This window comes from Maribacter stanieri, assembly GCF_900112245.1.
In the GTDB taxonomy this organism is placed as follows: Bacteria; Bacteroidota; Bacteroidia; order Flavobacteriales; family Flavobacteriaceae; genus Maribacter; species Maribacter stanieri.
Window position 1 is genome coordinate 1,328,268 of record NZ_FOYX01000001.1, and the last position, 24,359, is coordinate 1,352,626.

General features: G+C 31.2%; 20 protein-coding genes. 8 read left to right on the forward strand and 12 right to left on the reverse strand.

Translation table 11 applies throughout. The annotated features are described in order from the left end of the window. The first annotated feature begins 18 nt into the window (after window positions 1-18). From BM296_RS05730 to BM296_RS05760, 7 genes are all read left to right on the forward strand, one after another. Entirely contained in the window at window positions 19-711 is a 693-nt protein-coding gene (locus BM296_RS05730; protein WP_091902030.1) for a 4'-phosphopantetheinyl transferase family protein, read from the forward strand. Between the two features lie 201 nt (window positions 712-912). Continuing rightward, window positions 913-1,704: a polysaccharide biosynthesis/export family protein gene (locus BM296_RS05735; protein WP_091902032.1), complete on the forward strand. Its 792-nt coding sequence runs from the start codon at window positions 913-915 to the stop codon at window positions 1,702-1,704. A 109-nt stretch (window positions 1,705-1,813) separates the two neighbouring features. Further along, a complete protein-coding gene (locus tag BM296_RS05740) occupies window positions 1,814-4,132 on the forward strand; it encodes a GumC family protein (protein WP_091902034.1) in 2,319 nt (772 codons plus the stop codon). Window positions 4,133-4,179: 47 nt separating this feature from the next. Next, complete coding sequence (locus BM296_RS05745; RefSeq protein ID WP_091902036.1) at window positions 4,180-5,442, forward strand: hypothetical protein; 1,263 nt, start codon at window positions 4,180-4,182, stop codon at window positions 5,440-5,442. Beyond that, a complete protein-coding gene (locus BM296_RS05750) occupies window positions 5,442-6,809 on the forward strand; it encodes a lipopolysaccharide biosynthesis protein (protein WP_091902037.1) in 1,368 nt (455 codons plus the stop codon). Before BM296_RS05745 ends, BM296_RS05750 begins: the two co-directional genes overlap by 1 nt. 22 nt (window positions 6,810-6,831) lie before the next feature. Next, window positions 6,832-7,716 carry a glycosyltransferase family 2 protein gene (locus tag BM296_RS05755; RefSeq protein WP_091902039.1) on the forward strand — a complete coding sequence of 295 codons (885 nt, stop codon included), beginning with the start codon at window positions 6,832-6,834 and terminating at the stop codon, window positions 7,714-7,716. Further along, the gene (locus BM296_RS05760) at window positions 7,713-8,648 is read left to right on the forward strand and encodes a nucleotide-diphospho-sugar transferase (RefSeq protein WP_091902041.1); all 936 of its coding nucleotides are present in this window, start codon (window positions 7,713-7,715) and stop codon (window positions 8,646-8,648) included. Before BM296_RS05755 ends, BM296_RS05760 begins: the two co-directional genes overlap by 4 nt. Window positions 8,649-8,692: 44 nt before the next feature. Here BM296_RS05760 and BM296_RS05765 read toward each other — a convergent pair whose 3' ends face one another. Continuing rightward, window positions 8,693-10,096 (reverse strand): SGBP N-terminal domain-containing protein, encoded by a 1,404-nt coding sequence (locus BM296_RS05765; protein ID WP_091902043.1) that lies wholly within the window; start codon window positions 10,094-10,096, stop codon window positions 8,693-8,695. 475 nt (window positions 10,097-10,571) lie between these two features. On the opposite strand from BM296_RS05765, the gene BM296_RS05770 reads away from it, so the two are divergent. After that, window positions 10,572-11,336: a WecB/TagA/CpsF family glycosyltransferase gene (locus BM296_RS05770; RefSeq protein WP_091902045.1), complete on the forward strand. Its 765-nt coding sequence runs from the start codon at window positions 10,572-10,574 to the stop codon at window positions 11,334-11,336. Window positions 11,337-11,484: 148 nt separating this feature from the next. Here the strand turns inward: BM296_RS05770 and BM296_RS05775 are convergent, their stop codons facing one another. The 11 genes from BM296_RS05775 to BM296_RS05825 all read right to left on the reverse strand — a co-directional run bounded on the left by BM296_RS05775 (window position 11,485) and on the right by BM296_RS05825 (window position 24,343). After that, window positions 11,485-12,423 carry a hypothetical protein gene (locus BM296_RS05775; protein WP_091902047.1) on the reverse strand — a complete coding sequence of 313 codons (939 nt, stop codon included), beginning with the start codon at window positions 12,421-12,423 and terminating at the stop codon, window positions 11,485-11,487. A gap of 224 nt (window positions 12,424-12,647) precedes the next feature. After that, window positions 12,648-13,550: a glycosyltransferase family 2 protein gene (locus BM296_RS05780; RefSeq protein WP_091902048.1), complete on the reverse strand. Its 903-nt coding sequence runs from the start codon at window positions 13,548-13,550 to the stop codon at window positions 12,648-12,650. After that, complete coding sequence (locus BM296_RS05785; protein ID WP_245786967.1) at window positions 13,550-13,939, reverse strand: putative colanic acid biosynthesis acetyltransferase; 390 nt, start codon at window positions 13,937-13,939, stop codon at window positions 13,550-13,552. Before BM296_RS05785 ends, BM296_RS05780 begins: the two co-directional genes overlap by 1 nt. 191 nt (window positions 13,940-14,130) lie before the next feature. After that, complete coding sequence (locus BM296_RS05790) at window positions 14,131-15,270, reverse strand: polysaccharide pyruvyl transferase family protein (protein WP_091902050.1); 1,140 nt, start codon at window positions 15,268-15,270, stop codon at window positions 14,131-14,133. Beyond that, on the reverse strand, window positions 15,267-16,445 hold the full coding sequence (locus tag BM296_RS05795; RefSeq protein WP_091902052.1) for a glycosyltransferase: 1,179 nt from the start codon (window positions 16,443-16,445) through the stop codon (window positions 15,267-15,269). Before BM296_RS05795 ends, BM296_RS05790 begins: the two co-directional genes overlap by 4 nt. Next, window positions 16,442-17,359, reverse strand: a complete 918-nt coding sequence (locus BM296_RS05800) for a glycosyltransferase family 4 protein (RefSeq protein WP_143099044.1) — start codon at window positions 17,357-17,359, stop codon at window positions 16,442-16,444. The genes BM296_RS05795 and BM296_RS05800 overlap by 4 nt, the downstream gene beginning before the upstream one ends. Window positions 17,360-17,521: 162 nt before the next feature. Further along, window positions 17,522-18,592: an acyltransferase family protein gene (locus BM296_RS05805; protein ID WP_091902055.1), complete on the reverse strand. Its 1,071-nt coding sequence runs from the start codon at window positions 18,590-18,592 to the stop codon at window positions 17,522-17,524. 153 nt (window positions 18,593-18,745) lie between these two features. After that, window positions 18,746-20,002, reverse strand: a complete 1,257-nt coding sequence (locus BM296_RS05810; RefSeq protein WP_091902057.1) for a WcaI family glycosyltransferase — start codon at window positions 20,000-20,002, stop codon at window positions 18,746-18,748. 258 nt (window positions 20,003-20,260) lie between these two features. Continuing rightward, window positions 20,261-21,256, reverse strand: a complete 996-nt coding sequence (locus tag BM296_RS05815; protein WP_091902059.1) for an acyltransferase family protein — start codon at window positions 21,254-21,256, stop codon at window positions 20,261-20,263. A gap of 92 nt (window positions 21,257-21,348) precedes the next feature. Continuing rightward, window positions 21,349-22,923, reverse strand: a complete 1,575-nt coding sequence (locus tag BM296_RS05820; RefSeq protein WP_091902061.1) for a hypothetical protein — start codon at window positions 22,921-22,923, stop codon at window positions 21,349-21,351. 46 nt (window positions 22,924-22,969) lie between these two features. Continuing rightward, complete coding sequence (locus tag BM296_RS05825; RefSeq protein ID WP_091902063.1) at window positions 22,970-24,343, reverse strand: lipopolysaccharide biosynthesis protein; 1,374 nt, start codon at window positions 24,341-24,343, stop codon at window positions 22,970-22,972. Window positions 24,344-24,359: the final 16 nt, after the last annotated feature.

Below are 24,359 nucleotides of genomic sequence, written 5' to 3' on the forward strand. Positions count from 1 at the left end.
CTAAGTATGTTAATTTAAATGACGCACCTACTTTATACATACTTGACCAATGAAAATAACGATAGTTTTTTTGCAGATGCGCAAAATAACTTTTCGGAAGAGTTCATAAATAAAATCTCAAAATATAAACGTTGGGAGGATGCTAAAGCTACCGTTTTAGGAAGGTTATTATTAGCTTATGGCTTAAAGCATTTTTACGATTACGATTTAGAGCAACTTAAAATGCGTTATTCTAAGGATAAAAAACCCTACTTAGAAGACTCAACTATACAATTCAATATTTCACACTCTAAAGAATTAATCGTTTGCGCAATTACTTCATTGGGCGAAATTGGTGTAGATGTAGAGAAAATAAATGAGTTGAATATAGATGATTTTAAAGGCCAATTCTCCAGCTTAGAATATAGGAGAATGCATAATTCAAAAAATGTATTAGAGAGTTTTTATCATCATTGGACCCAGAAAGAAGCAATAGTAAAAGCTCATGGATCTGGTTTGAATATCCCGTTAAATTCTTTTGAAATAAATAACAACAACGCTATAATTGAGAATAAACAGTACTTTCTCAAAGAAATAGTTCTCAATTCTCAGTATAAATGCAATGTGGCAACCCAAAACATATTATCCGATAATGTTATGGAGTTAACAGGTCTAACATCAAAATTACTCACAGATTTTGGGTCTTCAAATAGCTTAAAGTCTTTTCGGTAATAGCGGTAAACATCGTATGTGGCCGTTAAAGTGACAACTTAAATATCGTATCTGCTTTCATAAAAAGGTTGAATTGCCGTTTTTCTTAATTACGACGATTTTATAAACTATGATGTCGGAATTTATAGAGAATCAATTTTTGTTTGATTTAATTTTGAGCTTACCATATATAACAACTATAAGCTACAAACTATAATAATTATGAAAGCTGACATTTCCCCATTTAACCTAAATAATACTAGAAAATCAATATTTAAATTTTCTTTACTGCTTATTGTGGCATTACAAATATCTTCTTGTGGTAGTGCAAAGAAGTCATCATATTTTAATGAAGTAGGTAACAATACGTTTTCTTCTCATTTTGAGCCGTTAGAACCGATCTTACAGAAAAACGATTTGTTAAGTATAAACATAAGTAGTCTAAATGCTGAGGTTACAGAGATGTTCAATATTGCCAATAATGTAGGCGGAACCCAAACAGTTGGTTATTTAATTGATCAAGATGGTTACATACGATTTCCTGTTTTAGGAAAAATTGAAGTTTCTGGGTTAACCAAAAAAGAGTTAAGAGAATACATTAGAGAAGAGTTGATCTCTAAAAGATTATTAATGGAGCCAATTGTAGATATTCGTTTTATGAACTTTAAGGTTTCTGTTTTAGGTGAGGTAAATCAGCCAGCTGTATTTACTATACCAAATGAGAAGGTTACCTTATTAGAAGCGCTTGGTATGGCCGGAGATATGACTATCTATGCAAATAGAGATAATGTGTTATTGATAAGTGAAGAAGACGGTGTTAAAAGCACCAAAAGAATTGATTTGACTTCTGATGAATTATTTACTTCTCCTAATTACTATTTAAAGCCAAACGATATTGTTTACGTGCAACCAAACGATAGAAAGGTTAGAAATACGTCTAATGCAGCGCAATGGTTTTCGGTAATCTTAGGTTCATTATCCTTAGCGGTAATCTCTATTTCTACTTTTAAATAAACCCAATAATAGTTTTAGAATAAATAGTTTACTTAAAACTTAATGTCTTTTGCTATAGAGACACTGTTTAAGTAAACTATAGCTTGTTTACCATATAAAATTAAATGTAATGACAGAAAAGGAATATTTCGATTCACAAATGTCCTCAAATCATAATGCTGAAAATTTTGATTTGAAAGGGTTGTTGAGTAAATACCTTAAATCATGGAAATTTTTTGTTATTTCTTTGATAATATTTTTGAGTTTAGCCCTTGTTGCGCTACAGTTTATAAGTACTTCTTATAATGTTTCCAGTAAATTATTATTAAAGAATGAAACAACTAATATTGATGCTTCTGGAAATAATTTAGTAAATAATAATCCTTTTAGTAACTCAGAAAGAGTAAATAATGAAATAGAAGTTCTTACTTCTGTGCATTTAATGCGTTCTGTCTTAGATACTTTATCGCTACAATGCAAATTTACCGCTCCCGACGTTTTTCCTGAAAAGGAATTATATGGGTCAGAATTACCGTTTAAGATTGTAGTAGATACAATATATCCATTAGCATATGAAACCACTTTAAAAATTAAAATAGAAGGGGATGAAAGCTTTAGTATAACAGAGAGTTTTGAAGACGCTTTAGAGGATGCGAGTTCCACTAGTTCTGATTACGGGTATAACAGGTACAACTATGGGTATAAAATTGAAAAACCTTACGGAGTTTTCGAGATTGTAAAAAATGATAAGAGTATTTCAAAGGACACTGAGTTTGTATTGGATTTTAGGGATATAGATGAAATGGCACATGACTATGTGAAAAAGGCTTTAAGCATTTATGTAGTTAATAAAGATGCATCTGTTATAAACATAGTATTAAAAGAAAAAACACCAGAAAAGGGTGAGGATATTATTAATAGCCTAGTTGAAATTTATGGGTTAAAATCATTCTTAGAAAAAAATACTTTAGCCTTAAACAACGTAAAATTTATTGATAATCGGTTAAATACGCTTTCTAAAGAGCTTAGCGAAGTAGAAATGAATGTTGCGCAATTCAAAACCGAAAATGAATTAGCTAGTGTTGAATTTGATGCAAACTCTTTTGCCGAACAAGAAATAGATTACGGCAGAAAATTAACAGAATCGGAAATTGAATTAAAAGTCTTAAATGCTATAGAACGTAATTTAAGAAAAGGGGGTAATGAATCTACATTGAATTCATTGAGTATTTCTAGTCCAAACCTTATTTATTTAATTGATAGTTATAATAAATTACTAATAGATAAGAAAAGCTTACAACGGACAGTGCCTGAAAACAACCCTAGAATGATTGATATTAGAGATCAATTAGAACAGCTTAGGGGAAATATACTTGGTAGCCTTTCTACGTCAAAACAGAGTTTAAGAATAACTATTAACAGTATTAAAAATAGGTCTGATCAATTTGCAGAAAAGAAGCAAAGAATACCATCCATGCAAAGGCAATTGCTTGAAATTAGTAGAGAACAGGGTATTAAAGAAAATCTGTTCCTATACCTACTTCAAAAAAGAGAAGAGGCTGCTTTAATGGTAGGTGCAAAGCAAGATAATTTTACGGTTATAGATAGCGCAATTACCGATTATGAATCTGGTTCTCCAAGTAAAAAACTATTCTTGTTAATCTCTGTTTTAATGGCGCTAGCGGTGCCTGTTGGGATTATACATTTAAAAGATAGTTTAAATACTAAGGTTACTGATAAGAAAGATGTTGAGAAAAAGACAAGTGTGTCTGTTATAGGTGAGATAGCGCATAATAAATCAGGAAAAAATTTAATTGAAAAAGGAGAAGAAAAAAGTCTATTAGCTCAGAATTTTAGAATGATGAGGATGAATTTAGATTTTATTCTTTCAGAAAAAAAGGCACAAACAATATTAGTTACCTCTGCAATTAAAGGTGAGGGAAAAACATTTTTCTCTTCTAATATGGGTGTAGCCTTGGCTTCATCTAGTTCTAAAGTAGTGATACTTGAATTAGATAAACATAATCCGGAATTAATAGAAACCCTTGGCGAAACCAAGAAAGAATATGGTGTTACTAACTACCTGAACCAAAATTATAATACTATAGTATTGCAGGATCTTTTGGTGTCTGTAAAAAATAATCCCAATCTTTTTGCAATTGGTTTAGGGTCAGAAAGTATGGATGGTCTAGAATCATTCCATTCCAAAAAAATGGTTGATTTAATGGAGCAATTAAAAGAAGAATTCGATTACATAATAATTGATTCCGCTCCAATAAGTAAACTAGCAGATACACTTGCGCTATCAAAATATACAGACTGTTGTATGTATATGGTTCGTGCAAACCACACTAAATTTAATGATCTAGAGATAATAGAAGATATTAAAACTAACAGGAAGTTTAAGAACCCTATGGTAGTCTTAAATGATGTAATAACTAAGTATTAATGCTTTTTATTAAATCTATCGTTACTAGTTCAAAGTAAAAAACAAGAATGAATATATATTATATTATCACTTTCTTTTTTTTATTATTTGCTTCTAAAGCCAATTTCTTAGTTCAATCTAACTTAGCATGGTTTGGTTTTGAAGTATCTATGATTGTTGTTGCCTTTTATTTTGATAGGGTGAAGAAAAAAGATGTGCAGTTTTTCTTAGTAAGCATAGCAATTTATTTTATCTATATTTTATTCAGATTTAAATTAAATCAGTTACCTATTGATTATTTTAAGAGTGATGCATTTTATTTTTTCAAATTTGTCTTAACATCCTATTTGTTCTGTTTAATACTCAAGGAAAAGACATTATACTATTTAGTGAAAGTAATTTCACATTTGGCATTGATCTCTATTATTTTTTATATCATTCAATTTTATCAAAATGGGGTAATAGTTAAAGCAATTGGTAACGCATTTGAAAGTATAACGGTAAATGATAACTCTCTTAGGTATACCAATTTTCTAGTATTTACGTATGACACTATTCATTATTATAGAAATTCAGGCTTTTGTTGGGAGCCTGGAGCTTTTGGTTCATTTTTAACCTTAGCACTTTTGTTCAATTTTTTAATGAATGATTTTAAGCTGAACAAAGAAGCATTTATCATCACACTTGCTATTTTAACAACAGTTTCAACCACAGCGTATTTGGCTGTATTTCTATTGTTTTTCTTAAGATATCGAGTATTAAATAAAGGAAGTAAAGTAACCATTATTGCTTTTGCAATTTTATTTGCTATTGCAATACCCAATGTACCTTTTTTAGGAGAAAAAATTGTGGAAATTTATGACCAGGATATAAGGGACCTTAAAAGAATTGAGGAATTATCTACCTATTATGATGATGTGCAAAGACAAATTCCACTGAATAGATTTGCAAGTGTAATTTTCCTGTATGAGCAATTTGATTGGAAGTTGTTTTTAGGCGTTAGCAATCAATATGACGAGTACTATATAAATGAGTATAATGTAAATATATCTAATGGAATAATGGACTTTATTACCAAATTTGGAGTTGTAGGTCTATTTGTATTATTATGGCGGTATGGTACTATGTGCAAGGTATATTTGCGTAAAATGGAGTATGTAATCTATTCCATAATGATTTTAATGATTTTAAGTTTTGGCGAACCCATACTAATGCTACCAATTTGTGTCATATTTATATTTTTACCCACATTTAAGAATCAAGATTTTTCAACTTTGTCCTTTAAATACAGATCAGAATTTTTACAATTGCAAAGACCCAATAATTTATAATGATAAAAAGGTATAATACAGTTAAAGTATTTATTCAATCTTATTTTGAAGGGAATTCTAGAACTAACTTATTGGTCAAGAATGTGTTTTCCTCCTTAATCTTAAGAGGCTTGGGGACGGCGATAAACTTTCTCTTTGTTCCTTTGGTTATCAATTTTGTTAACGCAGAGCGATATGGTATTTGGTTAACGCTAAGTTCTGTATTAACATGGTTTACATTGTTGGACATAGGTTTTGGTAATGGTTTACGTAATAAGTTTTCAGAGGCAGTAGCACTTGATGATATAAAAGAACAGAGAAAGCTAGTACACACAACAGCAGCGGTACTAATTCTTATTTCAGCTTTAATTTTTACACTAAATATCATATTTACGAATCAAATTAAGTGGGATGAATTTCTAGGAGTGGATGTTTCGTACCGTACAGAATTACAGCAATTAGTATTCTTATTGATTTCGTTCTTTAGTTTACAATTTATATTTCAAATCTATAATCCCATACAATACGCATTACAGAAACCAGCAATGATTGCGAGAACAATATTGGTTGGTAATGCGCTAGGTTTAATCGGTATTTTATACTTAAGAGAATTTTCTGAGCCTTCATTATTTAATTTAGGTTTCGTGGTTATGGGGAGTAATGTGCTTTCCATATTCTTGTTTACGGCATATTTCTTTATTTTTCAAAGACGAGATTTAATACAGAAAATAGAAAGACCTACACTAGATACTTTAGGTTCAATTTTCTCTTTGGGTATTAAGTTTTTCTTCTTGAATATTGCGTATATGGTGCAATTTCAAACAAGTAACTTTTTAATAAGTAAGTACTTCACACCAGAAAAGGTTACGGAGTTTAATATCGCTTTTAAACTCTTTAGCGTTGCATCTTTAATATTCGGTATAATCCTTAGTCCGGTGTGGAGTTCGGTTACCAATGCCCAGGTAAACAATGATTATAGGTGGATTAAAAAGTTAATCAATAAGTTATTGCTGATCTGGGGTGTTATTGCAATAGGAAGCATTATTGTATTACTGATAGCACCAACTATTTACAATTTATGGATTGGTGAAATAATAACGATACCATTTATAACCTCATTAGGTGTGCTATTGATTGTACTATCTAATTGCTTTTCAGAGATATTCATAAGTGTTTTAAATGGTATGGGTAAAGTAAATTTGCAATTTTATATTTCCATTTTTGTAATCATATTCTTTGTCCCCATTGCTTATTATTTATCGGTAGAATTAAGCTATGGTATTTTTGGAATTTGTATGGCTATTGTGATAACCAATGTTAATGGGTTGATCGTGGCGCCATATCAGGTGTATGTTGAAATGAGAAAAAATCGAAAATTACCAGCTTAATAGTAGAAATAAAGTAGAGAGAATGCCAACTAAAGAAAATAAATTAATAACCGTTTTACTTACGTGTCACAACCGTAAGTTAAAGACTTATAGCTGCTTGGAAGCACTGTTTAATTGCACATTAGAAGAGGGTTTCGATTTAAATATTTTCTTGGTTGATGACGGTAGTACCGATGGTACAACCGAATATTTACAGGGGAAATTTAAAAATCTTCAAATAATTCAGGGTACCGGAGATTTATTTTGGGCAGGTGGTATGCGAGCGGCATGGAAATTTGCTAATGAGCACGAAAAGAATACAGATTACTTTTTGCTATTAAACGATGATACCATCATATTTAAAGATACGATTACTAGATTGTTAAGGGATTTGAAATCAGTTGAGAACTCCAAAAGTATTATTGTAGGACCAACATCGGATCCAGATACAAAGAAAATATCTTATGGCGGACATCAACTATTAAATAGACTGACTTTTAAAAGTAAAATGTTAATCCCTAATGATGAGTTTCCTCAGAAATGTGAATTAGGTAATGCCAATATTATGTTGGTGCCAAAAGAGGTTTATCAAGAAATTGGCTCTTTAACAGAAAGCTATACACATGGTATCGCAGATTTTGACTACACCTTAAAAGCCTTAAAAAAAGGTATTAAAACGTATATCTCCAGTTCATATTGTGGCTATTGCACAAATGATCACGGAGTTAATTGGCTGCCTCAAGACAGTAATTTAAAAGAAAGAATAGCGTATTTGTATAGTCCTACGGGATTATCATATAAAGAATATATACAATTTGTTAAGGTGCATTTTCCGTTTCACCTACCGCAAGCATTCTTACTATTATGGGGTAAAACCTTATTTCCAATCATTTGGCAATTGTTTAAAAATGAAGACTATTTAAAATGAAAACAGAAACAGCACAAGCACCAGTACTTTTTATCATTTTTAATAGGCCCGAACAAACAAAAAAGGTTTTTGACATGATACGAAAGGCGCAACCTAAAAAACTCTATGTTGCGGCCGATGGACCACGAAATAACGGAAAGGACAATCAATGTTGTAAAGAAACTAGAGCTATTATAGATTTAGTGGATTGGGACTGTGAGGTTAAAACACTTTTCAGGGAAGAAAATATTGGCTGTGGGCTAGGACCTAAAACTGCTATAGATTGGTTTTTTGAAAATGAAGAAGCGGGTATTATTTTAGAGGATGATTGTTTGCCTTCAGCTAGTTTTTTTAGATTTTGCTCAGAGCTTTTAATAAAATATAAAGATAACAATCAGATTATGCATATTGGTGGTTCTAACTTTCAGAACGGCTATATCTCAGATTCAGATTACTCGTATTACTTCTCTTATTTTAGTCATGAGTGGGGTTGGGCAAGTTGGAGAAGAGCATGGAAAAACTATGATTATGAAGTTTCTACATATCCTGAGTTAAAAAGGAAAGGATACTTTGATAAGTATTTTTCAAATTTTATTGAAAAGAAATATCGTTTAAGCAAAATTGAAAAAACTATTAAAGCTAAAGAGGTCTCTTGGTGGGACTATCAATGGGACTACACCAAACTGGTAAACTCTGGCTTGTCAATTATACCAAATCAAAACATGATCAAAAATGTTGGGTTTGGTGAAGATGCCACACATACTATTAGTGCCAATGATGCAAGGCAATATAATGAAGCACAAGAAATTGATTTTCCGTTAGCCCATCCTAACTTTATTATTAGGAATGTAAAGGCAGATAGAAGGTATTTCAAATTTTTCTTTAAAGACACTATAGTACGCAGAAAAATACTCGGTTTTTTAAGAATTCCAGGGTATTCTACCAATGGGTAATATTTTGATTATTCTTTTGCTCACTTATAATTATTGAATTCTCCTTAATCACAATTAAAATTAAGAACTATAGGGTTTCTAGGTTCAAAATCTATATCTGTTCTATAGTCAATAACGTCAAAATTATGCTCTGGCCAAACAATATTGGTAGGGTTGCATGAATTGAAAACTATACAGTCGTTTATACTATTTCCACCGGTATTGGCCGTAGTTCCAAAAGCACCGAAAATTAGGGAGTTAGAGGTAGATTTCCCTCTGTTTTGACCAAGTTCGCCACATATAATCTGTTTGGCACGTATTCTTGTAAAACTTACATTTTTAGAGCCTTCTACAGATGAGACTACACCGTTGCCCATTTCTAAAAAATCTACATCCTCAACTATTCCTCCATAACCACCTCTTGCACCCTCGGTATTTTGGTCTTCAAATAGTACACCAACACCGGTAGGGCTGTTGTTGCCAACGATCAACCCTTTTTTTATCTGCTGCCCGCCACTTTTATAAATACTTACATTGTCTTCTGTCCAGGCAATATCGCGGTCGTTTATTACAGAGAAGTTTTCTAAGAGCCCGCCTATACACTTGTCATATTGTACTAATTGACCTCTAGGGAAAGGCCCTCTCATATTATGCCCCTCAATATATTTTAAAATAGAATTATCACATTGATTTAAGCGAATACCGGTAGAACCATCTTCAACTCTAACATTCGTAATTACTATATTTTGAGAACCTATTCCTTCTATACAATTTCTATCAGCATCTTCTAAGGGGCCTTTTGCTGGTGCGTTAACGTATTTAATAGAGCAATTTTTTATCGTGAGATTATCTGCACTTGTAAATTTAATACCCATAAATTTCCCGGTATATTCAATAATGCAATTAGAAATTACTACTCCTGTGTAATTATTGATTTCAATACCGTGTTGGTTAGATGTTCTAATATAAAGGTTTTCTATTCGTTGGTTATTTGCACTTACTTTTATAGGTCCAGAATCTTGTAAATTAGAAGTACAAATATTACCAATAATGCTTGGTATTATTTTGTACGTTTCTTTAGTTCCATTTTCAGCAGTAACGGTATAAGTTCTTTCATGACTAAAATCTTGTGTTGCTTTAGAAGTGGGACTTACCGTAGACCCTGGTGATAATACTATGGTAGGTACTAATTTCTCAATAGGTATTAATAGAGGATCGAGCTCAACATACACTGTTTTTGTATTTTCATCAAGAGTACCAATAATATCTGTGGTCAAACCATTATTGTCAACAGAAAGAAAACTAAAATTCGTGATTTTTGCATTTGAGATGGCAATAGGTTCTTCAGCAGCTTCACCTATCTCTTTTAAAAGGTCGGTTTCAGAAGCACAAGAACTTAATTGTAACAAAGGGAATGTTAAAGATATAAAGAATAGAAGTGTGGCATTTATAGATGTAGGTCTGATCATATTTATCAAATATTCGGTAATGATTTTAGATCTTAAAATTCTGTAAGAGTTTATTAGTTCGCAGTTAGTTTTTGTGCTTCATATAATTTAGGGGAATATGATTAGAACAAGAATTTAAAAGCTTTTAATTAAGGTTGTAAAGATAATTTTAAAATATTAAAGTACAGATTTTCAAATCTTTAAGATAAGTTAAATAATAATATAATTTAATCGACAACAGTTTTTGTAAGATTAGTAACACACATTAATGTAAAGAAACTTTATTTCTTGTAATATAATGCGCTGCAACCTACGCTATAACTATATTTTTCTGCATATCAACAGAAGAAATTTATGGTTGAAGGCGAAATAAATATATTTGTTTCAACAACCATTAACCCCCGATATAATTATAATAATTGTTTAAAAAAGTTCAAAAATGTGTATTGATTTTCCATTTGAACAAAAATTGTAATTACGGTTTTTTTAGAAATTTATGATGCTTACTGAAGTTGACTCAAAGGTGGTATGCCTTGGTTATCCTATTTACAAATCTTCACTTGATGATTTGCCATTAAAATCTAAATTATTGGTAAGTACAATCAATCAATATTCTTTCTGTATAGCAGAAGAAGATATAGAATTTAAAAAAGCGTTGTTGGGTAGCGATATTATTCTTCCCGATGGTATTGGTATTACATTAGCTGCAAAATGGTTGAATAGTGCTACAATTAAAAAAATTGCAGGTGCAGATTTTCATGAGTTTCAATTAAAACGGTTAAATGAAATACATGGATCTTGTTTTTACTTAGGGGCAAGCAGTGAAACTTTGGCTAAAATTGAGTCTCGTTTAAAGATTGAATATCCAAATATTAGATTTGCTAGTTATGCGCCACCATTTAAACCCGTATTTACCGAAGAAGAGAATCTAAGTATGATCGAAGCTGTTAATAGTTTTAATCCAGATGTGCTATTCGTAGGTATGACTGCTCCAAAACAAGAAAAATGGAGCCATGCAAATAAAAATCTTCTTGATGCTAAAATCATATGTTCTATTGGTGCTGTTTTTGATTTTTATGCGGGCACTGTAGAAAGACCAAGTAAGCTATGGAGAGATTTGGGCCTTGAGTGGTTAGGTCGTTTAGTAAAAGAACCCAAGCGAATGACTAAACGTTATCTCTACTATGGTGTTGTATATGCTGTATATTTGGTAAAGGCGAAGTTTGCGCCAAAATATGAGATTAGTGAAGAGGTGAGATAGTTACTTAGAATATCAAAAGAAGATTATTGGGAGTTGAATTAATTAATTTATTTAAGATTTATCAGAGTTAGCAGCTATACTCTTCGGTGCTTTTTGTTTCGATAATACCATTTTAAATTTTGATAAACATTCTTCAACTAAAGATTGTTTATATGTCGTTAATAATCTTCTTCTTATTTAAAATTTGTATTTTTTTAATATGAGTGAGCATTATTTTGGCTAGTTTATTTTGCCCATTATCGCTTAAATGTATAACGTCTCTATAATCTAAATCATTAAAGTCAAAGTCAAGTTCTTTTATTAAATCTATATTATTTTTAGTAGCCCATTCTATTATTTCATTCCCTTGATTATTATACTCTTGGTTATGTAATTCTGTTTTTTCTGCATGTAAATAGACTATTAAAGGTATCTGTAAACTATCTGATAGTATTTTTAATTCTTGAAACCCAGGATTGAAAACCAATCCTTTTTTTTGAATACCTTGCGCCGCTTTTTCGTCGGGATCTAATTTTTCATTCTTTTTAGTAAATATTTTATTTACTCTAGGTCTTACATAACGATCTAAAAGTTCCCACCATGCTAATTTATATTGATGTTCTGGGTAAGAGTTATGATTGCCAACTACAGGTTGAAAGTCCATAACGTCATATGCATCGTGGCTATTTACAACTAAAAACATAGCAGCTGCATTAAATGTGCCTTTCTGTTTTAAGTAAGCAGCACAGTTATCAGGACCCCAACTACCAACTGAAATGTTTAACATTTGATAGTTAGGCATCTGGTTATTGAATATAGATGTTGCTATATTATTTTGGTCGGATTGAGTACCGCCTGACAAAACAGAATCACCTAAACCAAGTATCGTAATTTTTGTGCTATCAGGTTCGTTACTTCTTTGCGAGAAAGAATTAATCTGAATTTGATTTCCAAAACGGCTATTATCTTGGTTAGGAGCGAAAATATATTCGTACTTGCTACTTTCTTGATAAAGTGGAGCATGACATAAACCTAAGAAAAAGCGCAGTGAGAATTCGCTTATTAAAATAAAAATTAAACCGCGAAAAATAATTTTAGTTTTAATCAAAGTGTATTTTAATTATATGCTATAGTTTAATAAAGTGAGAAACAAATATTTTTTACTTTTTAATAACTCTATTTTTGATAGGGGGTGACAAAAAACCTGATTATTAAATATAAATAATTGTTAACACAAGTAATTTATATACACATATTTGAGAAGCAATTTTTTATAGTTTATATTCTGTTTTAATCGATAAAGTGTAGGGAAGAGGAAGAAAATTGAATTTATTATAATCTTATATTATAGTTCTGATTTAAGAATTTTTTTATTTTTACTTTATCCGAGCCACAAGCCTTTTTTATTTCAAATACTTTTGCATCTACTAATGTTCGGTACCACCAGCCTTGTAAAAAATGCCATAGAAAACCTTCTTTGCCTTGTGTAAAACCAAATTTGAAAATATATCTGTAGATAAAGTAGATAAAAGATCGCCAGAATAGTGGCATGCTGGCATACTTCTCTTTCTTGTCCCGTTTAGATTGCGCATCATCAGACATTGCAAGTGTTACAGTTTGATTTGATGGTTCTATTAGTTGGAACTCCAAATTCAGTAACTCTACTGCTTCTCGAATAGAATAATTATTATGTTTTTCTATCCACCAACCTAGAGGATTTAAGTTATGATCAATGAAATAACCATCAAACATTATGCTTTCGCCCTCTGTAAGAACAATATGTTCATCCATCCAACGGTCTTCGCAAACTCCTTTTTGATAACGAAACATTCGCAACATATACATCTGAATCATACCTTTAGTCATCAACTTGTCTAGAAAATACATTTTCCTTTCAAATACAATACCCGAAATATTTGCTTTTAGTTTGTGCGTTTTTTCGTTGATTTCAAATATTAACTCATCTGTTAAATATTCATCGGCATCTAATCGAAATACCCATTCTGTTGTAATTGGTAAATTTACTAGGGCCCAATTAACTTGTTTTGCATGATTATTTTCCCATTTATTTTGGTATACTTTTGCTCCTAATGATTCCGATATTTCTACAGTTTTATCTGAAGAGTAAGAATCTACAATGTATACGATTTTAGAAAATCGTTGTGCATTTTTGATGCAACGCTCAATATGCTTTTCTTCATTATAGGTCAGAATAAATGTAGAGATTGGTGGCATTAGTCTTTAATTACGCGTTTCTTAATAAATTTTGAAGGATTACCACCTACAATTGTCCATGAGTCAATATTTTTAAAAACGCATGCTCTCGCTCCCACAATAGCGCCTTTTCCAATTGTAACACCTGGTCCTATAAAAGCCTCAGCAGCAACCCATGCGTTTTCATCTATAACAATTGGAGCTACGAATAAATCATGAGATTTACTTGTGTAATCGTGGCCAGATGCACATAAAGAACTATGCTGCGAAACCGTCACATTCTTCTTTAATGTAATTCTTCCTTGATTATAACAATTAACCCCCTGTCCTATACAAGAATAGTCACCTACCTCTAAATTCCATGGGGCCCATATCTTTACATTGGCATGGACGATACTTTTATAAGACACTTTTGCTCCAAAGAGTCTCAGAACAAAAATTCTCCATTTTCGAAAAAATCTAACAGAAAAGGGTCGAAAAAATAATAAACTTATAGTTATCCACACCAATCTTCCCATCTTATTCGAAAAAGAGAATTGATGTCTAGTCTTTGCCATGTTGTAGTCATCGCTCATAGTCTAATCTTTATTTACGTTAATAATTAACCTAGTGACCGTTTTAGAAACTCTATTGAAATATCTATTTGATTGTCTAATTTTGACTTCACATCATGAAAATCTATACTCTTCAACTGTGTCAAATCAACATCATCTCCTTCTTGCAATAAACGATTTTTAAGACCGACAATATTCATTAGACTTTCTTGTCTACTATTATTATTTTTACTCGTTGGGGTTATCGTATAAAATGGTTTTTCAAAAATCAAAGAAAATATACTTCCGTGAAATGAAGTGGTTAAAACTACACTTGCACCATTATATAAACCTAGAAATTCTGCTGGACCAAAATCTCTAATATTCAATATTTTGTCATCTGATTCTAATGGCATTTCATTCTTACAAATACGGATGATTTTATAACCAGTGTCTTTTTGGATTTTATAAGCCAAATCTTCAGCGTATTTATTCTTCTTAAATATAAAAACCAAAATATAAGGTTCAGATTGTTTGTAGGGAATCATTAAATTTTTCCAATCATTTTTTGAAAGTAAAAGAGTGGGGTCTACAACGTGTGTAGCATTCTTTCCTGTGCTACTTTTTATTATATCTACGCCGTCTGCTTCCCTGGTACTAATATGTTTTAAATTATTAATCCACTTTTTGTATTGAGGGTAATAGACTTCGTTTATACTGCCTACACCAAAGCTGGATGCATATGAAACCTTATTAGATTCATTTGGTGCAAATGTGAGAAAGTAAGGTGCTATGTTGGTCCCATTATTAGGATTCCAAACCTGATCACTACCAACGATATAATTCTCATATTCTGGTTTAGCATTATATAATTCCGAATAGCTCCTATATGCCTTAGATGTTGCTGTGTGCTTTTTATGAAAGTCATCAAACCGTTGCTTTCTCCTCTTTGCTATTTCAGGATATTTTAATGCACTATATTTATCCAGCCATTTTAAAACTAAATCTTTTAATTTATTTTTAGCTGAAGTCTTGATTAATGGTCGAGATGAATTTTCACTTTTATATTCTGGATTCTTGTAATAGAGGTAATTAATAATTTCATTTTCATAGCCCATCTTTTTAAGTTTATGGTGTAAGGCAAATGCCTGCAACTCGGCACCATAATTATTGACATTGAGTATTGTAATTATTCCTATTCTTTTCATTCGGCTAGTTTAATGCTAATTCCTTTTATATATTGTTGAGCTGCTTGCTCCATAGTAAAACATGTGTGGTAAACTTCACGTGCGGCTAACGCCATCTCTTCTTTCTTTTCTTTACCTAAAAAAAACCATTGTTTTAGGAGGTTATAAGTATCTTCTTGAGTATCGTTCTTTACTATACCGCCCAGTCCTTTTTCAATTTCCCTCCATATATTTATCTTATTACTGATTAAAACAGGTTTATTGCAAGCCAAGGCTTCCACAACGGCTATTCCAAAATTCTCTTGGTGGCTAGACAATACAAAAGCTTCACATTCATAAAAAGCGCCCCATTTGGCATCCCCACTTAACATACCCGCAAATATGATATTTGGCGAGGCAGTCCCTAATGTCTGCATTTCTTTACCGTACTCATGCTCATTAGGTCCGGCAATAATTAATTGCGGCACCTCTTCTAACTCTTTTTCTAATTTACGGTAAGAGTTGATGAGCATGTCTATCCCTTTTTTAGGATGTATTCTACTTAAAAATAGAAGAAAGGGTTTTCCATTCCATTTTGGTACATGTGAGGTAAAAGCTTCACGCATACCTTCTTTTTTAGCTGATGGCGGCTGTATGCCATACCCTACGTTTATCTCTCTTTTGGGTTTGTAATTGGAGAATGTGGTGCGAGCGAGCAACAATTCTTCTTCACAAGTAAATAGTATACCGTCTGCTTCGTTCACTACTTTGTTTTCTATCACTTTCCAATATACGTCATTACGCAATGCCTTTAACTTCCTGTCTTTTGCTGTTTGGAAATAGGGGTCCAGCATACCATGCGTCATGACATAGATCTTAGGAGATACATTATGTGTCTTTCTATATACTAACATGGCTTTTATAGCAGCATGGCTTTGGTACAACCATAAACCGTTTACTACCACCGCATCATACTTGCTAAAATTAGCCAGTAACCAAGGAATGAGGTCTTTGTGGTATCCCCAAAGTTTTTTGCTTTTACCTAAGGGATGAATTACGAATGAATCTTGCCCTAAATAATCTGACTCAGGATCATCCAAACAAACTACTTCACTCTCAATACCCATTTTCTTCAGTTCTGGAACAGTATTACGTATACCTTGGCATACACCACCATGTTTTGGGTCCATACTTGCTATCACTTGAAGTATTCTCATTTTTCACTCAATTTTTGGTATAAGTCTAGATATTGTTTTGCTATCGTTTCTACAGAAAATCGTTTTGCATTTTCTATTCCTAAATCAATTAAAGAATTCCTGTAGTCGGTATCTTCAATAACTTTTAAATATGCCAATCTTATAGATTCTATATTACTAGGGTCTACATAAGCTACTGCGTTGGCACTTACCTCAATGATTGGCTCTATTTTAGAGGTTACGACTACTCTCCCGGTTTTATGTCCTTCAATGACGGGCATACCAAAACCTTCATATTCAGATGGAAAATTTACGATGTCACACTTTATGTATTCTACCATTATATTTTCGTCTGTTAGATTATACTGATTTGAGAAATCTATCTTATGATTATTAAGAAGCTTTAGCTGATTATCATTTAGCTTTCCAATAATTCTTAAGTGACAAGGTATACCTTCTAAAGCCAAAATTGTGCGGTCTAAATTCTTGTTCCAACCTGTTCCGATATGCAGAACAATAGGTTTCGCACTATTAAATGGTTTTAAGACTTGTTCGAATTTTGGGTCTATTGCATTATATATAACGGTGAGTTTATCCGTTTTCATTTTTTTTAAAATGGATTCTTTAGTTTGATTGGAAATACATACCACTTCATCTGCTATTTTAATGGGAATTTTAAGCCAAAATAACCATTTGTAAAATCGCTTAATAGGATTTTTTACGTTGTCTAAAAAAACCAAATCATGAATGGTTAAAACAGTTTTTGTGTTTTGTAACGCCATTAGGACATCATGAATATGACCAGTAACGTGGTTAATTGCTTGTTTGTCCCTTTTTTTATAGGAATAAATATTGTTAATAATTACGTCAAGTGGCATTGAACCTTGATTTGGAACATTATGTGTTTGTACTTTTTCTGATTTAGAAATTTCCACAATTAATGTTCTGAACACTCTATGTATAGAATGACCAATCTTGGGATTTCGAAAGAAAAAATTAATTTTCACTATTATTTAATTCTTAAATTAAAGAAATGTCGGGCGTAGCAAATAATAAATATTTTCTATTCTTTATTGAATGCTTTGATTAATTTAAATTTATCTACCTCCAGTTATGATAGAGTACAATTTATGTGCATTTTTTTTAATAAAATAAGCCAATGTTATGCTTATAAGTATTGTAATTATTGGAGCCAAAATATAGGCTGAAATTGATGATATTTCAGAAGCTCCCAATAAATTTTGAAAGCCTTTTCTAAAAATACTTAACAAAGGTTCGTGAAAAGCATATAGAAAGAAAGAATATTGAAATATCGGAAAAATTTTACTTCTCGATATATCTGTATTCTCAAATTTATAGTCATAACACCCCCATAAACTTAGTACACCAATTAATATACTTAGTTTATTCAAGCCTATTATTATACATTCATTTTCAACTTTATATAGAATTAGCGTAGTTTTTACCAAAACTATAGTTATCCAGAATAGAATTAAAAGAGCATAGTTTTTTTTAAGAATTGGTTGATACAAGCTAATTTTATTAATGGCTATGTATAAACCAACCGTAAAAAAGAAAAGCGCTTCATTTGAAAAAATGACAAAGTTGAATTCAAATAACCATGTACATAAAAACAATACTAGACTTATTGTTTTAAAAACTTTAATTAATCTATATAAGATTGGTGATAGAAGAATAAGAATTATTAAGTCTCTTACAAACCATAATTGATAGGGTACCGGATTTATAAATATGGCATTAAGCAATTTAAGTAATGAGTATTCTACAATTAACTCATTATTGAAGTAAGGTCTAGAAATTGGAATGGTTTGTAGAATAAAAATAAATGCTAAACCATATAATGACCAAAACAAATAGGGGACTACTAAGGTTTTTAGTCTTTTTTTAAATTTTGGCAGAAATGTTTTTAATTTTCCATTTGTTAAATTTAAAAAAAGTAAATACCCCGAAATGATAAAGAATAATGGCACCGCAATTATAGTAAACCCTTTACTAATAGCGTTTTGTAAAAACCAATTTATATCTTGATCTGTTTGGACTATTTCAGTATTATACTTTATACCAACATTATAGGAATGTAAAAATACTACCATAACCATTAGAACAAATGAAATGGATTTTAGTTTATCGCTTAAATACTTATTCATTCAATATACGATTTGGTTTGTTTTCTATTAGTAAATTGGATGGTGTATGCTAATAATAGTTTACGTGAATACAAATTATTTTATCTAAATTTAATTTAACTATTATTGCCTAATTTGTTTAATTAATCGATGAGAGGCAATATTTGTTTACCATTAAGCTGTGATTTCTTCGATAAAATTATCCATAATAGTATCAATAGCTAAATATTGTTCAGCATATGTACGAGCTGCATTTTTAATATCTCGATTATCTAATGCACCAAGACCTATTAGAATACCTTTATCTAAAGCTTCTTGATTTTCTGGAGCAACTAAAATACCCATTCCATGTTTGCTAACTACGCGATATAAACTAGATTCTGGGTTCGCCGTGATTAATGCCAAACCACCTACGGCTAGTATAGTCGTTAATTTAGATGGCATCACTAAATCACTAGCTTTTTCTTTCTGAATGACTAGATGTATATCTGCAATATTTAAAAATTTATTGAAGCATTCTTTTGGTTGCAAAGGCATAAAATGGACATTGTTTAAATTCATAATTTCTGCCTTTTCTTTTAAAACTTCTTTGTAAGGGCCTGTTCCACAAATTATGAACTGTAAGCGTTGATGTGTTACTAAGTTTTTTGCAGAAGTTAGTATGGCATCCAGACCTTGTTTTTCCCCTATACCTCCGGAATATAACACAATATAATCGGTAGATTTAAATCCGAATTCTTCTTTTAGTTTAGAGGCATCCTCAATGGGGTAAAATTTTTTGGTTTCTGTCCAGTTTGGGAAAAATGAAATTGGTTTGTCAGCTTTACGTTCAATTCTTTCGATCATGCCATCAGAGATACTACTGATGATATCAGTGTTTTTATAAATGTATTTTTCTATACCATATAATGCTTTTATAAGCTTTGGAGACTTAATCATACCCAAATCTTGTGCAGCCTCTATTTGCATATCTTGAACATGATGTATATGTTTGGCACCTTTTATTTTTTTGTATAAAACACCAAGTAATCCGAATTGAAAAGAAGGTGCTATAGTAATTATTTTACTGTATTTTTTGGCAAATAATAGCGGAATACCTACTAAAAATGCTGACATAGAGAATGAGGTATCCAATATCATCCGTTTAGCGCCACTTGGCTTGTTAGGTACATACATTGGGCAACGAATTACTTTTAGTTTACCACCAGACTCAAAATTAGTGATCTCTTTCTTATACCAAAACCGATTTTTTCGAAAGGGCTCTTGAATTTTCCAATATGGATAATATGGATAAGAAGTAAGAACAGTACATTCGTGCCCTTTTTCAGCTAGCCAATGCATCATTTCCCCAGAATATTTTCCGATACCAGTAAGTTCAGGTGAGAAATTGTAACCTACGAAAAGTATACGCTTAGTGTTTTTTACTTTCATAAAAAGAAGTTATGGGGGATATTTAAAATAAATTATTTTGAATGTTTACTTTAGAAAAATTGAGTGCTGATTAAAAAAAATAAATCTTTTTCTTTCTTAGTTCTTTAGCAGTAAGTTTAAAATTTTATAAAACCCGCAGGGTGTGCGTCTTAAAGTAAACAACATTTTTAAGTTGCTAATGAATATTGATTATAATAGTATTTTGGAATATGAGTACATATTATATATCATGATAACACTAAAACATGTTAGTTCTGATTAACCTAAAAATTTAATAAGCTTAGTCTTATGTAGAAAATTAGTGATTATCAAAGTTCCAGAGAATACTATCATTACTGTTAATAAAGAAAGACAAATTCTTAACCAAGCAGGAAGTAATATTATGCCTGTAGTTATATTAGAATAATCAATTAATTCTTTTAAAACTATAATTAATAGTGGGTTGCTAACAAATATAACCAGAGTGTTTTTAGCTATGAAATCTATCAGGGTATGGAATTTTTCAGATAAATTAAAATTTGCTGATTTCAAGAAAGTAATACAAAATAAAATTGAAAAAAGTAATGTTCCTAATGTAATATAATCAAAATGGGCTATGTGGTTTTTACGTAAAATATATATTTCTAGCCCAATTAATAGAGGTGATATGATAAATATTTTCGAAAATGATTTTATTTTATTTCTTGCTAATGCAATACCTAAGAATACATACGGTACCCAAAAATAAAAAGGACGGTAGCCTAATTTTTTTAAAAATTCTGGAACAATATTAAAATAATATTCAAATACTATATAAATCGAAATCGAAATCAAAACAATTACTACCTGTAGAAATTTAGAGTTATACATTTTTCTCAAAATTGGATAGATAGGAATAAGTTGGAATAATAAGATAAAAAAATATTGACCAGCCCAGCCATAACCTGAAAAATATTTAGAAAAAAAAGTTTTGATATTTAGCGAACCCCAGTCTACAAATAAAAAAAAATACAGCACACTCCATATCATAAAAACTCTAAATAAATGTAAGAAGCGTTTTGTTAGATATTTTATTCTTTGTTTAGGTACTTTTTTAGAAATCGATTTTTCTAAAAAGTATGCCCAAAGAATTATAAAGCATGGTACTGCAAATCTAAAAATGTCACTTAAGAAAATTAGGCTATCCTCTTGTCCTAAGATTGGATATGAATGGATATAGACAACACCAATTATTGACATACATTTTAGAGTATCTGCATTAATATTGCGGGACATTTTTATCGAATTTAAGACTCTAATAATAGATATAGATGAAAGATTAAATTAATTATTGAAGCTTATTCTTTTGACAAATCAAACATCTAGATTTATTGAGTTAGGTTATATTTCGGACTTATTATTTGAAAGATTTTTCTTATTATCATATAAATTATCATGTAGGTCACAATATTCTGTAGAAAACCTCTCATAATATAACTAATGTCACTCGATATTCCATTTGCATTTCTAAACATTCCTAGAAAACTGAAAATACTCATTATTGCTAATGGAGCGTATTTTAAATTGTTGCGGTTATAGTAGACAAAGGTGTTTAATAGCTTAAAGACGATAAAGAATACTATTGCTTGCAAAGGAAAATACCAATATCCAAATGTAACAAGACCGTCACCAACATGACTGGTAACTCTATAACCACCTAAACTTTTGCCAGATAGTACGTCTCCCCTAGAAAATTCAAATAATGATTTATTATAGTTAATATCGAAAAATTTGAGAATAGTAGAAGGTAATTGACCTATAATTCCGTTCTTAAGTAAATCAAGCATTTGTTTATTAGCGTAGCCTTTTTTCTCTGCCAAATATAGCGTCTCATCTGTTATACGCATATTGGCGTATCTCGCTAATAAAAAATTGTCGACATAATGTTCTGACCAATCTTGATGATAATTGGTCAATGGCTTATATTCTTTTTTATTTTTTTTCTCTTTCAAACGAGCCATTAAACTTTTGTTTTGCAAAATTTCAATAGTCTTTTCAAATGCTTTTAGTTTATCGGCATTGTTTCGTTGTTCAGCATTATACAACATAACATCTCTAGTATGTAGCATAGCTGTTGATAAGTTACTCAACATATTTAATACAAGAATGATAAGTATTCCACCCCCAATTAACTTAAAAGGAGAAATAAGTTTTGTTAAGTTGATATTTTTAAGGATAACATGTAAGAAGAAGAGAAGGCCAATTGTGCCGATTGGCGTTATGATTAAATGTCTTTTATTAGACGCTATGTTTAAAATGATTACAAGAATACTGTAAGCCCACACTATTTTTTTATGTTTGTATTTTAATTTTATAAGGTCTGGGAACAACAAACAGATTGGGGCGAACATTAAATATTCTAAACCTATTAAAAACTTACCGGCAACATCACCATATTCAGCTGCTCCCGTACTTAGGTTATAAGCTTTTATTATAAAACCTATTAGACCCATAGCCCAAATTATGCGAATGTTAATCTCATAAAAATTTACTTTTTGTAAAGTCTTTTTTATTAGGTTATTTTGAAATGATACCTTGTTAGGGTTACATGCGAAATAAAAGGCTATTGAGGAAACCAAAAATAATATGATTTCGCTAATAAAGGTTTGGTATGGGCGTTCAAAACCATAGGTTATTGGTTTACCTTCTGCTAGGGTTGCTATTAAAGGCAAAAAACGATACATGAACATAGATAGGTACATGAGAAAAGCAAATGGGAAAAGTCGAATATATTCTTCTTTAAAGAAATATGAAAACACCATATAGCTAATTATTGCCATTACGCAGCCAAAAAAATTTGGTACAGAAGGGAAGAAAATTAGCTCGCCAATAACCCCAACTACAAGTAAGACCCGTAGTACCCAGTTTATTTGTCTTATGCTATGATTTTTTGAGTTTATCATTCGATCAATGTAATAGTTGTAGACTCTTTTTACTACAAATACCTTCTTAGTTTTTTAAACTTTTAAGTTTACTTTTTAGTTGCTGATTTAACGATGTAAAATCTTCCAAACCATGTTTAAACAGTTCTCCAATAGACATATGCATAAGTTTACAGCCTAAAGGAAGGATTAAAATCACTAATAATATATCTAGCATAAGGGCACCTAATGCTGCACCGACCAAACCAAGGTATTGAGCAAATACATATGTAAAAGCAACAGAGATTACAGCACTTACTATACCGAAAACGCCCATTTTTTTAGGTTGATTTACCGCTCTGAATACCATTTCTGCACTGTACCATAATGCATTGAATATTAAACCTGAAATACTTATGTACCACATTGCCTTAGGTAGGTATAATTCGTTTTTAGTCCAGATGGCATAAAACCAAGGTCCGAATAATGCTAGTAGTATGCACCCTATAATTGACATTAGAAATACACCTAAAATTGAAATGCGAAATATTTTTTTTGCAGTTTCCCATTGGTTCTTGCCAATATAATATTGTAACTCAGGAAAAACAGTGGGCTCGACCAAGTATAAAAATTGATTAAATGAACGACTTAGTGTTCTTACAGTATTGAATATGGCAACAGCTTCTGGTCCTAAAACAATTCTTACAACAAATGTGGAGCCTTGAAAATAAATAATTTGCCATACTGGAAGCATTAAATAGCTTAGCCCTTTTGAAGTAATATCTTTTAAAATTGCTTTATCTTTTATTCCTTTATGTGTTTTGAAAAGACCTATAACTTTTCTTCCTTTTAAGCCATATAATAGTATAAAGACTAGTATTACTATAAATTGGGTGAGTGCAAATTCAATAACCCCGTACCCTAAAACCAAGACCAATAAACCTGTGCCGATTAGAAATGCAGATTTTAAGGTTATCAGATTTATACTTAGTGCTGCTTTTTGTGCTGCTCTGTAATATGCTTCCATTAGCTGCAAGTAGAACATGAGTAATTGTGCAACTATCATGAATGAGACGGCTATTATGGCATCGCTTTTTTCGATTAACGATTTTTCAAAAACATTGAAATAATCTAAAGCTACAATAGTCAATGCACTGACCAAAATAGCTACAAGAATCATAATTGTAATAATGTAGAAACCAGTTTTGCTTATGCTTGCCGCTTTTTGCTGATCTCCAGATGCATATGTCAATACAAAGCTATTACCTGCTGCAGAACCAAAGCCTAGATTACTGAAAGCCATTACACTTGGTATAATAGTAAGGGTTAGCCATTCACCGTAATAGGCAGCACCCCATGCCGTAATAAAAAAGGGTACTAAAAATAACTGCTCTACAACCCTAATTATTTTTTGTAGAATCGAAGCTAAGCCGTTACTTAGTATTCTATTTTTTAAGGCCATGTATAACTTTTAGTTG